The sequence below is a fragment of the Mesorhizobium xinjiangense genome, assembly GCF_009749525.1.
Classification (GTDB): domain Bacteria; phylum Pseudomonadota; class Alphaproteobacteria; order Rhizobiales; family Rhizobiaceae; genus Mangrovimarina; species Mangrovimarina xinjiangensis.
In genome coordinates, this window is record NZ_WOAC01000015.1 from 161,381 (window position 1) to 173,402 (window position 12,022).

Annotated in this window: 13 protein-coding genes; 1 reads left to right on the plus strand and 12 read right to left on the minus strand. The window is 65.5% G+C overall.

The features are described 5' to 3' along the window. From GM909_RS16975 to GM909_RS17025, 11 genes are all read right to left on the minus strand, one after another. On the minus strand, positions 1-1,782 hold the full coding sequence (locus GM909_RS16975; protein WP_157017966.1) for a sensor histidine kinase: 1,782 nt from the start codon (positions 1,780-1,782) through the stop codon (positions 1-3). 95 nt (positions 1,783-1,877) lie between these two features. After that, positions 1,878-2,270: a hypothetical protein gene (locus GM909_RS16980; RefSeq protein ID WP_157017968.1), complete on the minus strand. Its 393-nt coding sequence runs from the start codon at positions 2,268-2,270 to the stop codon at positions 1,878-1,880. Positions 2,271-2,281: 11 nt separating this feature from the next. Next, a complete protein-coding gene (locus GM909_RS16985; RefSeq protein ID WP_235911947.1) occupies positions 2,282-2,824 on the minus strand; it encodes a chemotaxis protein CheD in 543 nt (180 codons plus the stop codon). Continuing rightward, entirely contained in the window at positions 2,821-3,210 is a 390-nt protein-coding gene (locus tag GM909_RS16990; protein WP_157017970.1) for a response regulator, read from the minus strand. The genes GM909_RS16985 and GM909_RS16990 overlap by 4 nt, the downstream gene beginning before the upstream one ends. Beyond that, positions 3,198-4,256, minus strand: a complete 1,059-nt coding sequence (locus GM909_RS16995) for a protein-glutamate methylesterase/protein-glutamine glutaminase (RefSeq protein ID WP_157017972.1) — start codon at positions 4,254-4,256, stop codon at positions 3,198-3,200. Before GM909_RS16995 ends, GM909_RS16990 begins: the two co-directional genes overlap by 13 nt. Then, positions 4,253-5,134: a CheR family methyltransferase gene (locus tag GM909_RS17000; protein WP_157017974.1), complete on the minus strand. Its 882-nt coding sequence runs from the start codon at positions 5,132-5,134 to the stop codon at positions 4,253-4,255. The genes GM909_RS16995 and GM909_RS17000 overlap by 4 nt, the downstream gene beginning before the upstream one ends. After that, complete coding sequence (locus tag GM909_RS17005; RefSeq protein WP_157017976.1) at positions 5,134-5,607, minus strand: chemotaxis protein CheW; 474 nt, start codon at positions 5,605-5,607, stop codon at positions 5,134-5,136. Before GM909_RS17005 ends, GM909_RS17000 begins: the two co-directional genes overlap by 1 nt. Continuing rightward, complete coding sequence (locus GM909_RS17010) at positions 5,604-7,805, minus strand: chemotaxis protein CheA (RefSeq protein ID WP_157018035.1); 2,202 nt, start codon at positions 7,803-7,805, stop codon at positions 5,604-5,606. The genes GM909_RS17005 and GM909_RS17010 overlap by 4 nt, the downstream gene beginning before the upstream one ends. Positions 7,806-7,830: 25 nt before the next feature. Continuing rightward, positions 7,831-8,196, minus strand: coding sequence for a response regulator (locus tag GM909_RS17015; protein ID WP_157017978.1), 366 nt, complete (start codon positions 8,194-8,196; stop codon positions 7,831-7,833). A gap of 1 nt (position 8,197) precedes the next feature. Beyond that, positions 8,198-8,485 (minus strand): STAS domain-containing protein, encoded by a 288-nt coding sequence (locus GM909_RS17020; protein WP_157017980.1) that lies wholly within the window; start codon positions 8,483-8,485, stop codon positions 8,198-8,200. Between the two features lie 485 nt (positions 8,486-8,970). Further along, positions 8,971-10,470 (minus strand): UxaA family hydrolase, encoded by a 1,500-nt coding sequence (locus tag GM909_RS17025; RefSeq protein ID WP_157017982.1) that lies wholly within the window; start codon positions 10,468-10,470, stop codon positions 8,971-8,973. Between the two features lie 134 nt (positions 10,471-10,604). Between GM909_RS17025 and GM909_RS17030 the strand changes: the two genes are divergently transcribed. Then, a complete protein-coding gene (locus GM909_RS17030; protein WP_157017984.1) occupies positions 10,605-11,486 on the plus strand; it encodes a GntR family transcriptional regulator in 882 nt (293 codons plus the stop codon). 199 nt (positions 11,487-11,685) lie between these two features. Here the strand turns inward: GM909_RS17030 and GM909_RS17035 are convergent, their stop codons facing one another. After that, positions 11,686-11,982 carry a DUF6074 family protein gene (locus GM909_RS17035; RefSeq protein WP_157017986.1) on the minus strand — a complete coding sequence of 99 codons (297 nt, stop codon included), beginning with the start codon at positions 11,980-11,982 and terminating at the stop codon, positions 11,686-11,688. Positions 11,983-12,022: the final 40 nt, after the last annotated feature.

The window sequence follows — 12,022 nt, forward strand, 5'->3', positions numbered from 1 at the left end:
TCATTCCGCCGCCTCCCTCGCCGATTGTGCCGCCGGCAGTGCGACAAGGAAGGTCGTCCCCTCGCCCTCACTCGAGCGGAAGCTCAGTGCGCCGCCGAATTCGCCGACGATGGCGCGCGAGATCGACAGGCCGAGCCCCAGGCCCTCTCCTGTTTGCTTTGTCGTGAAGAACGGTTCCGACACGCGTCCGGCCAGATCGGCGGGAATGCCGCGTCCGTTGTCACGAACGGCGATCTCGATCATGTCGTCGCGCGCCGCCGCGGCAATTTCGATCGCCGGCGCATCCACGTCCGAAACGGCATCCAGCGCATTGACCAGCAGATTGAGGATGACCTGCTCCAGCCGCACCGCGCCTGCGGCGACCTTCATCGAGGACGGCACGTCGATGGCAATCGCCGCGCCAAGCTGGTCGGCCCGGTGCTGCACGATCTCGACAGCGGCAGCGATGCTCTGCGCGACGGAGACCACCTCGGTCGCTCCCTTGTCCTTGCGGGCAAAGGACCTCAGATGCCTGACCGTACGCTGGATGCGGCGCACCAGTTCGCGCGCCGATTTCATCTTGCCGCCGACCGCGCCCGCGTCGCCCCGCTCGGCCAGCACACCGGCGGTCGCAAGCGTGTTCTCCAGGGCCGAAAGCGGTTGGCTCACCTCGTGCACGATCGCCGTCGACATGCGCCCGAGCGCGGCGAGCTTGGCCGTCTGGATCAGCGTTTCCTGCGCCTCGCGCAGCTCCGCCTCGGCACGCCGGCGCTCCTCGATTTCGCGATTGAGCTCGGAGGTGCGTTCCTCCACCCGCTTTTCCAGCCGGTCATGCGCGTCGAGCTTGGCGCGGATGAGTTGCCGGCGCTGACTGACATAGACGCCGGTGCCGTAGACGAGGAGGCCGGCGAGCAAGGCGGTGAGCGCGACAAGATGAGCGCCGCCATAGATCGGCCCGAGGCTTGCCGCCCTGATCAGGCGCCATTCATCGGGTCCCAGCCTGGCGCTTCGCAGCAGAAATTCCTCGTCCCGGTCCTCCAGCACCGCCTGCGCCGGCATGATTTCGATACCGGCGAAGATCGGCCGCACCGCCGCCAGGTCAATGCCGTCATATTTGCGCGTGCGTTCGATCTCTGCCAGCACCTCCTCGCCGAGGCCGGTCAGCGGTCGGTACTTCCATGGCCGGTAGCCGGAGAGGAAGACCACGCCGTCCTCGTCGGCAAGCGCCGTCGGCGCATCGGGCTGATGCCAGGCCGCCTCGAGCTCAGCCATATCGACCTTGGCCACGGCAACGCCGATGACGCGGTTGCCATCGCGAATGACGGAGGAGAGGAAATAGCCGGGAATGCCGGTCGTCACGCCCACCGCATAGTAACGGCCCTCGCCTTGGGCCAGCGCATCGCTGAAATAGGGGCGGAAGCGGTAGTTCTGGCCGACGAAGCTGCCAGGCTCACCGTGATTGCTCGCTGCAACGGTCAGCCCCTCGCGCGTCATGACATAGAGTTCGTCGGCCTGAGACAGGGCGCGGATCTCGGTGAGATAGCGATTGGCCGTGGCGATGGCCGCCGGGTCTCCCGCCTTCAAGGCCGCGACGATCCGGCCGTCGCGCCCGATGACGGCGGGCAGGTAGCGGAAGCGCTCGATCTCGCTTTCGACAGAGCGCTCCAGCACGCCCAGTTCCTGCTCGAGCGAGGCTTCGAGGCGCCGCTTGCCTGCTTCGACAGCGATGAGCCAGGCCGTGATCGCCGCCGCGATTGTGACGGCGGCCACGCCGAGCAGCGCCACAAGACGATTGGCAAACACCGATCTAACCACGATCTACCTACGGACGGTTGGACGCGTCCCGAATAGCCCGTCTTGCGGCAAAGCGATAGTCCCGGCCGACTCTGCGCCCTGCCTCAAAAGAGATCGCAATCTCCGAAGTCGGTATCCGCGTCGGCCAGGGCCGAACCGTCTGTGGAAGCAAGCCGGCGGCGGAGGCCAGCCAGCTTCACGCCGGCGAGTGCGGCGCCGGCATCGATGTCGAGATCGCGCGGCAGACCATCGCGGCAAGCGGCAATGAAATCGGCGATGCCGGCAACCTTCTGCGACAGCAGGTCGGCCTCCTGGACCGCGCACAAGACCGACGGCGCCACGTTCGGCAAGCCTGCGGCAGCCGATGCGATCACAGCCTGGTTGCGGTCGATCGCCCGCGCAATGTCGCAGAGCTCGGCTTCGATGCGCGCCAGGACGTCGCGCGCCGGCTCGCGCTGTGTGTCGTGGTGTTTCATGGCGGCGGCGATCTTCGTCATTGGATGGTCCGTCAAAACAGTTCGAGCGTGCCGCTCTCGGCGCGGGCCGGGACCGGCCGCGGCGTGGAGACTTGCGCAACGGCGGTGCTCGGCAAAAGGAACTGGCGCGCCCGGCCGGTCGAAGGCTGATATTCCAGGCGCCGTCCCTGATCGCCGCCGACGCTGCCGCCGAGACAAGCAATCGCTTCCGTATCGAGAAAGCGGCGCGCAAACTCGATGTTCTTGGCCCCGACATCGGTCACGCCCTGCATGGTGCGCGCGCCGCCGAACAGCTTGGCTTCGAGCTTGTCACGCCGCGCGCCGCGCTTCAGGAGGCCGTTGACCAGCAGTTCCATCAGATAGACGCCGAAGCGCTCGGCCTCGTTTCGCTCGGAATTTTCGCCATCGCCCGGCAGCAGGAAATGGTTCATCCCGCCGATGCCGAGCACGGGATCGCGCATGCAGGCCGCGACGCAGGATCCGAGCACGGTCGTCAGCGTGACGGATGCATCGTCGGTCACGATGCAATCGCCCTGAATGACGTGTATGCGGTCGGGGCGACCCTTGAGGATCACTGAAGCCTCCCGACCACCGCTTCCAGCGCCTTCTTCAGATCCTCCGGCGTGAACGGCTTGTTGAGATAATTGTTGAGGCCGAGCTTGCGGCCCTCTTCGAGCACGTTGCGGTCGGCATTGCCGGTCAAAATCATGAAGGGCGTGCGGGCAAACACCTTGTGGGTCCGCACGGCCTTCAATAGTTGCAACCCGTCCATCTTCGGCATGTTCATGTCGGAGATGATGAAATGACACGGCGAGGTCGTCATCATTTTCATCGCCTCCTCGCCATTGGCCGCCACCGAGATGTTGCGAAAACCGATCGTCTCCAGCGCGTCGCGCAACAACAGCCGGCTCGTGGTCGTGTCGTCGACCACCAGTATCTTGAGTTGCGCTAGGAGTGACATGGAATTGCCCCTTCTCTGGTTATCACACCAACGGAAAAAATCTCCCGCGCTATCCAGTTCAACGGGACCTGCCTGGCCACGCCCCCCATCTCGAACGCCACGCGGGGCATGCCGTAGATCAGCGACGTGTTCTCGTCCTGGCCGATGGTGCGGGCGCCTGCCCGGGCGAGCTGCGCCATCCCCTCGGCCCCATCGCGGCCCATCCCTGTCAGGATCACGCCGACGGCGTCGCAACCCGCCGCTGCAGCCACCGAGGACATGAGAACATCGACCGACGGGCGATGGCCGGATACGGGCGCGCGGGCACGCAGCCGGCAGGCGAGCCCCTCGCCCTGGCGCACGACCTCGAGATGGGCGTCGCCACCCGGCGCGATATAGATCGTGCCTGGCCGGGCAGGTTCGCGGTCGACGGCCTCCTGAACCTTCGGCTTGCATATCCGGTCGAGCCGCTCGGCGAAGGAACGGGTGAAGTTGGCCGGCATATGCTGGACGATCACCGTCGGCGGGCAGTCGGCGGGAAAGTCGCCCAGCACCGCGATCAGGGCTTCCACCCCACCGGTCGATGCGCCGATCGCGATGATGCGTTCGCTGGCCCGCGTCATCTGCTGGTGAAGCGCGGCCTCGTTGCGGCCGGGCGTACGACCCCGCTCGCTGGCGCGGGCCGCTCCGGCGGCACGCACCAGCTCGGTCAGTTCCTCAAAGGACCTGTCGTCTTTCAGCGACGGCTTGCCGATGCACTCGAAAGCCCCGTTTGCCAGCGCATCGATTGTCGCTGCCGCACCGGCGATCGTGAGGCTGGAGACCATGATCACCGGCCGCGGACGATGCTTCATCACCCGTTTGAGAAAGTCGAGCCCGTTCATCCTCGGCATTTCGATGTCGAGCGTGATGACGTCCGGGTCCAGCGTGTCGACCATGCGGAAGGCCGCCGTCGGGTCGGGCGCCTCGCCGACGACCTCGATGTCGGGATGGCAGTTGAGCGCAAAGCCGATGATCTTGCGCATCGTCGGACTGTCGTCGATGATGAGAACTCTGACCGGCTTCATTGGCCGGCCCGCCCGGTGTGGCGCCACGTTGTGATGCCGTCGGCCGCGAAATGCTGCGCGGCCTGGCCGGACACCCGCTCGGAATGGCCGATATAGAGATGGCCTTGCGGTTTCAAGATGTCGGAAAAGCGCTGCCAGAGCTCCGCCTGCCTGGCCTTTTCGAAATAGATGACGACGTTGCGGCAGAAGACGATGTCGAACCTGCGGCGCATCGGCCAGCGGGCAAAGAGGTTCAGCTCGCGAAAGGCGACGATCTCGCGCGCCTCGTCGGCGATCCGCCAGTTCGGCGCGCCGGCGCCGGGGATCTTGCGGAACCAGCGATTGCGCATGTCCTTCGGCAGGTCCGTCAGGGCGCTTTCGCCATATTGGCCGGCTCTCGCCTCCTCGATCATGTTGGGATCGATGTCGGTCGCCAGGATCTTGACGTCGTGGCGCGCCACGTCCGGCATCAGGGACAGGATGACGAGCGCGATCGTGTAGGGCTCCTGGCCATTGGAGCAGCCCGCCGACCAGATGCGCACCTCGCCGCCGGCGCGCGCATGGTCGAGCAGCCGCGGCAGCACCCTGGTCTTCAGATGCTCGAAATGATGCCCTTCGCGAAAAAAACGCGTCACATTGGTGGTCAGGGCCGCAACCATCTGCTGGCGCTCGTCGGCACTGTCGGAGCGTGCGACATAGCTGCAATAGTCGCGGAAGTTTTCCAGACCCAGGGCACGAATGCGCTTGGCCAACCGAGCATAGACGAGCGCCGCCTTGGTCTCGGCGAGATGAATGCCCGCATGGTCGTGGAGAAGCGCCGCGATGCGCGTGAAATCATCGGCCGTGAGCAGATACTCGCCGGCGACGATTCCTTCCCTCCCATGCGCGGCCTGGCTCATCAATTGACCGATCCCGGATTGGGATGGGTGTGCAGCACGCTGTCGAGGCCGATCAGGCTGATCATGCGGCCCTCGACGGCCAGCACGCCTTTCATGAAGCAGCGCGCAAGCGCGGAGGCGACGTCCGGCGTCGGCTGGATCTTGTCGTCGGTGATAGTCAGGATGTCGGAGACGGCATCGACCAGAAGGCCGACGCTTTGCGTACCGACCTGGGTGACGATGATCACGTGGCGCGCCGTGGGCTCGGTGGAGCTAAAGCCCAGACGGGCGGCCAGATCGATCACCGGCAGCACCGAGCCGCGCAGATTGATCACCCCCTTCACATAGTCCGGCGAATGCGGCAGCGGCGTTGTCGGCGTCCAGCCGCGAATGTCGCGCACGGACATGATGTCGACGCAGAACTCCTGTCCGCCGAGCCTGAAGGCGATCAGCTCGTTGCTGGAGGCGGTATCGTGTTCGTTGACATGCGTCATGCTGCAGTCCTCTTGCGATTGGCGAGATCGGGTTCGGCACGCCGGCCGGCGACGACCGCATCGACATCGACGATGACGGCGACCTGGCCGTCGCCGAGAATGGTTGCCGCGGCGACGCCGAAGACATGGCCGTAATTGGCCTCGAGACTCTTGATGACGACCTGCTGCTGGCCGACGATGCTGTCGACCAGCAAGACGCTCTGGGCGCGATTTTCCGTCTCGACCATGATGGCGACGCCGTCGAGCGGGTCGGTCTCGGCCTCGCGATAGCCGAGCTCGTGGCCGACGTCGATCAGCGGCAGGAAGGCACCGCGCATGGAGACCACGCGCGACGTCTCACCGAGACCGTGGACATCCGCCTCCTTGGGCTGCAAGGTCTCCACGATCGCCGTCAATGGCACGACCAGCGTCTGCCCGGCCACGTTGACCACCATTCCGTCGAGCACCGCCAGCGTCAGCGGCAGGCTCATCGTGAATGTCGACCCGGCGCCCGGCTGCGAGGCGATCGAGATGCGTCCGCCCAACGCCTGGATGGAGCTTTTCACCACATCCATGCCGACCCCGCGCCCCGAAACGTCCGAGACCGAACCTGCGGTGGAAAAACCAGGGTGAAAGATCAGATCGTCGATCTCGCCGTCGGAGAGCTGGGCATTCGGATCGACCAGCCCGTTGGCGACCGCCTTTTCGAGCACGCGTTGCCGGTTGATGCCGGCGCCGTCGTCGGCCACCTCGATAACGACGCGGCCCGAGCGATGCGCCGCCGTCAGCCGCACCGAGCCCTGTTCCGGCTTGCCGGTCTCGACCCGCTCCTCTGGGGTTTCGAGCCCATGGTCGATGGCGTTGCGGATCATGTGCGTCAGCGGATCGGCCAGGCGCTCGATCACCGTCTTGTCCACCTCGCAGGCCTCGCCCTCGGTGACAAGGCGCACCGACTTGCCGGTCATCTCGGCGACCTCGCGCACGACGCGCGACATACGCTGGAAGATCGGCCGCACAGGCTGGGCCCGGATGGCCATGACCGAGTCCTGGATCTCGCGGGTCAATTGCTCGAGATCGTCGAGACCGACAGCAACCTCCGACAGTCGCGCGATGCCCGCTTCGGTGACGCGCTGGGTGAGCATCGACTGGTTGATCACCAATTCGCCCACGAGGTCGATCAGACGATCGACCCGGTCGAGGTCGACGCGTATGGTCTGGCTTGCTTGCGCCTGGGCGGACTGGCCGCCGGCGGCAGGCTTGGCAGGGGCAGCATCCTTGACTGCGACCTCGGCGATCCTGTCCATGACCTTTTGCGGGATGGCCGGAGCCTCCGCCTCGCCTTCGGCCAGGCTCGCCGCCTGATCCAGCACGGCCGCGACGGGCTCGGGCTCGAAGTCGAAAACCGGGTCGGCCGGCATTTCCTGCTCCACCGTGAATTCGCAGTCGAATTCGACGAATTCGAACACCTCACGCACGGCGTCCTCGCCGAGGCCGGTGACGAGCCGGATCGTCCAGGAGAGATAGGCGCCCTCCGGGTCCAGTTCCGCAAGCACAGGCACCGCGGAAACGTCGCAGGCGATATCGGCCTCGCCGAGCGAGCAGATCTCGCGCAGGATCTTGGCCGCGTCGTTCGCCTTGGCATAGAGTTCGGGCTTGGGCCGGAACCAGATGCGAAAAATGCTGTCGGCCGCCACTGGCTCGGCATCGGCATCGCCGCCCAGCAGCCCGTCGAAGGAAACCTGCAACGGCACGAAGCCGTCGTCATCGCCCGCTTCCCCGGCATTTGCGGTCTGATCGACAGACGCTTCCGGCGCAGAGACGGCGGGCGCCGCCGTCGCGGCATCCGGATCGGCAATCCTGGTCAATTCATCATGCAGGTGCGCCACGCGCTGATCGTCCATCGCGCCGCCGTCGCGCGAGACGCGCACGAGATCGGCCAGCGTGTCGGAGGATCGCAGCATCAGCCTGACAAGCGCGGCATCCGCTTCGATCCGGCCGCTTCGCACGAGGTCGAGTGCGGTCTCGAACGTATGGGCGAAACGCACCAGTTCGTCGAGCCCGAAGGCGCCGGCACCGCCCTTGATCGAGTGCACGGCGCGGAAGACGGCATTGACCGTATCGTGGTCGCTGTCTCCGCTTTCGATGGAAAGCAGGCCCGTCTCCAGCTCCGCAAGCTGTTCTTCGCATTCCTGGAAAAAAGTCTGCCTGATTGCGGCCATGCTATCCACGGTCAATACTCCGTCTTCAGGCTGCGACGCGGTGAATGGCGTTGACCAGCTTGGCCGGATCGAAGGGTTTGACAATCCAGCCTGTCGCGCCGAGGCGGCGTGCGCGGTCCTTCTTGTCGCCGACGCTTTCCGTGGTCAGCACCAGGATCGGGATTGCGCGATGCCTGGCGCTGTCGCGCACCGCCTCGATAAAGCCGAACCCGTCCATGCGCGGCATGTTGATGTCGGTGACGATCACGTCGGGCACCGCACCTTCGAGCACTTCGAGCCCCTGCACGCCATCCTCGGCCTGCAGGACTTCCATTCCCGCTTCGACGAGCGTGGCGCGCAGCATTTCGCGGATGGTGCGCGAATCGTCGACGGTCAGGACCAGCTTGGTCATCTCAGGCGCTCCTCACGGTCATGTCGGCAATCTCCAGGCCCATGGATTGCAGGCCTTCGGCAAACGCGGCCGAAGGCTCGGAAACGATCAGTTCGGCACCGTCTTGGGCCCATGTCGCTGCCGCCGACAGAAGAACCTGGATGCATTGTGCGCCCACGCGCTCGACATTCGAGGCGTCCACGACAACGTCCTTTCCGCGGCAAGCGTTGAGCTGCGCGGCCAGGGGCGTGGTCTGCGTGATGTCGAGGACGGGCGGCAAGGTCACGGGGCAGGACAATTCAGACGTCATTCCTTTGCTCCTCAATATCCCCTTCTTGCGCCCGGAGGGACGGCCGGCGCGCTTGCCCCCCGCCCGCGCAGCCGGCCGCCGAACGCGCCGTTACGGCAGCGTTCATCCGCAATGTCTCGCCATTCCCCTGCCATCAGGCCCGACGCATCCATCGTCGCGACCGGACCGTCTCGTCGGCCCTGTCAAACGCGCGGAACGGCACGAAACGCTGATCCGCAACGGCACAGGCAGACCGCTGCCGGCACCAAGGGCTGACGTCGAGTAACAATGGCAATGGGTGGAAGTGCATCCGGCATGTTCCGGACACCGGGCGCGGCGTCATGCCTTTGGCGCGAAGTCGTGCCAAGCCCAGCTAGGCGCACCTTGGCAATCATTCGTTTATCAGCTGTTAATGCAGGCGCCCGGCCGCCATTTTTTGCGCCGCGGGCCGCGCCGGAACCCTTCGCCCTGCCAGTGCATCGCGCACGTTCCGGGATTTGATGGCCTCAGAGTGTGGCGCCGAGATGCCAGGGCACGAACTCGTTGTCGCCGTAGCCGAATTCCTCGCTCTTCGTCTGGCGTCCCGACGCCGTCTCGACGATCAGGTCGAAGATCTGGTGGCCCATCTCTTCGATGGTCGCCTCGCCCGTGGCGATCCGCCCGCAATCGATGTCCATGTCCTCCTCCATCGTCCGGTAGAGGGCGGAATTGCTGGCGAGCTTGATCGAGGGCGCCGGCCTGCAGCCGAAACATGAGCCGCGACCGGTCGTGAAGGCGACGACATTGGCCCCTCCGGCCACCTGGCCGGTGGCCGAGACGGGATCGTAGCCGGGCGTGTCCATGAAGACGAAGCCGCGGCCCGTGACCGGCTCGGCGTAACCATAGACGCCGCGCAACGGCGTGCGCCCGCCCTTGGCGACCGCCCCCAGCGATTTCTCCAAAATGGTGGTCAGGCCGCCGCGCTTGTTGCCAGGCGAGGGATTGTTGTCGAGGGAAGCGCCGTGTTTGGCGACATAATCCTTCCACCAGTCGACGAAGCCGTTGAGCTTGTCGGCGATCTCCGGCGTCTCGGCGCGCGCGGCAAGCAGATGCTCGGCGCCGTAGATCTCGGAGGTCTCGGCCAGGATGCCGGTGCCGCCGGCGGCAGCGAGAATGTCGACAGCCGCCCCCAGGGCCGGATTGGCGGTGATGCCCGACATGCCGTCGGACCCGCCGCATTGCAGGGCGACCACGATCTCGCTGACCGGAATCGGCTCCCGCGCCAGGCCGCCGATCTCCTCGGCGATTTCCTCCAGCACGCCGAGCGCCCGTTCGACCGACTTGCGCGATCCACCCGCCTCCTGGATGTTGAAATGGCGCTTTCCGGCGATGATTCCCCGCTGGCCGTAGAGCGCAAGCTGATTGACCTCGCAGCCGAGCCCGACCATCAAGACGCCGCCGAAATTCGGATGGCGCACATAGCCGGCCAGCGTGCGGTGGAGGACGCGCATGCCTTCGCCCGTGGCGCTCAAGCCGCAACCCTGGCCATGCACGATGGGCACGAAGCCGTCGATGCCCGGATAGCGCGGTAGAAGGGTCCGGTTGGCGGCGTCTGCAATGGCGCGGCAGACCGTCGTCGAGCAGTTCACGCTGGCGACGACACCGATATAGTTGCGCGTGCCGGCGCGCCCGTCGGCGCGGCGATAGCCCATGAATGTGCGCGTCAGGTCGGCATCGGAGGCGGCGACGGCCGGCGCCGGCGCGTCGATCCCGAGCCGACCCTCGTCGAACACCAGATTGTGCGCGTGCACCCATTCGCCCGGCCCGATGGCCTGCGTGGCACGCCCGATCGCCTGGCCGTATTTTACAACCGACGCGCCTTCCGCGATGGACCTGACGGCGACCTTGTGTCCCTGATCGACACGCTCGGCGGCGACCGCACCGCCAGGCAGCGGCGTTCCCGGCTCCACCGGGCCGTTGGCCACGGCTACGTTGTCGGCGTCGGAAAGGAGAATGCAGTGCGACATGGCTTGGGGCTGGCTCCTGCCCGGTAGGTGCGGGCATGTTGGCGTGCGTGCGGCTTGCGTGAGGACTTGCGTCCTCGATTTTGTCCTTTATCGTCAAAAAACATAAATGCGTCAATCAGTGGAATCTGCCTGCCATGGCCAAGTCGCGCAATGTCTACAAGCAGGCCTACAATCGCTGTCTCGGGCTGCTCGCCGATGGCGGCGCGCTGCCGTCGGAGCCGGAACTCGGCGCGTCCCTCGGCGTCAGCCGGACCACGGTGCGCTCCATCCTGTCGCGCATGGACGAGCACGGGCTGATCGAATGGAACAAGCGCAGCAAGCGTGCCCTGCGCCGGCCGGCCGCGGACGACTATTTTCCCGAGGAAGAAACCGATCCGGTCTCCGCCATTATCGAGAGGGCCTTCATGCGGCGCCTGCTTTCTGCCGAGGGCACGCCGGGCGGGGTGATCAACGAGTTGGAGCTTGCCCGCGAACTCGGCGTCGGCACCTCGAGCGTGCGGGAGTTTCTCATCCGCTTCAGCCGTTTCGGCCTGATCGAGAAACGGCGCAATTCAAGCTGGGTGCTGAAGGGATTTACGCGGCAATTCGCCCTCGAGCTGGCGGAGATCCGCGGCATGTTCGAGCTGCGCTCGGCCGCCGCCTTCCGTTCATTGCCGCCGAACCACCCGAACTGGCGGGCGCTCGATGCGATCGAGGCCGAGCATCATGCGATGATCGCGCGGATCGCCGAGCGCTACGCGGATTTCTCCGAACTCGACGAGCGCTTTCACCGGCTGGTCCACAGCGCTTCGCACAACCGATTCATCATCGACTTCTATGACGTTATCGCCATGGTCTTCCACTATCACTACCAGTGGAACAAGACCGAACAGCGCAAGCGCAACGAAACGGCGCTGCGTGAACATCTCGACTATATAGAAGCACTGAAGTCGGGCGAGCGCGCCGCCGTCGAGCAGGCCTGCCGCCGTCACCTGAAATCGGCCCGCGAGACCTTGCTGGCCTCGGTTCCGGGATGAGGACGCAAAGGGGCAAGCCTCCTGCACCATGCCCCACATGGTCTCCCTTCACCGCGCAGGCTGGGGAGCAATCGCAATTGCTGGTGCTAGCGCGCATTCGCTTCAAACGGTTCCGTTTGGAGCAAAGATATGCGCGCCAGATCAATATGCTGGAACATGCACCTTGCGCTCAAACGATTCCGTTTGAGCGGGACATGTTCTAGGCCTTGTTGAGCTCGAACTCGGCGCCGAAAATGGCCTCCACCTCGCGCTCGACGGCGTCGAAAAAGGCGCCGACCTCTTCATCCTGCACGTCTTCCGCCAGGCCAAGTGCTGCCAATTCGCGAAACAGCCGGTCGGATTGCCGGCTGCGATAGGTGTCGGCGGTGCGCCATGAATTCTTGGCAACCAGCGCGGCAGCGACCGCACGCACTTCCTTGGCCCGTCGGGCCAACGGAAACATCACCAGGGCCCCGCCCTTGTCCGACGTCATGTCCTCGTTCGTTTCGATATCCACGCCTGATCGTCCCCTCGATACGGCCGCTCCGGCACGCACG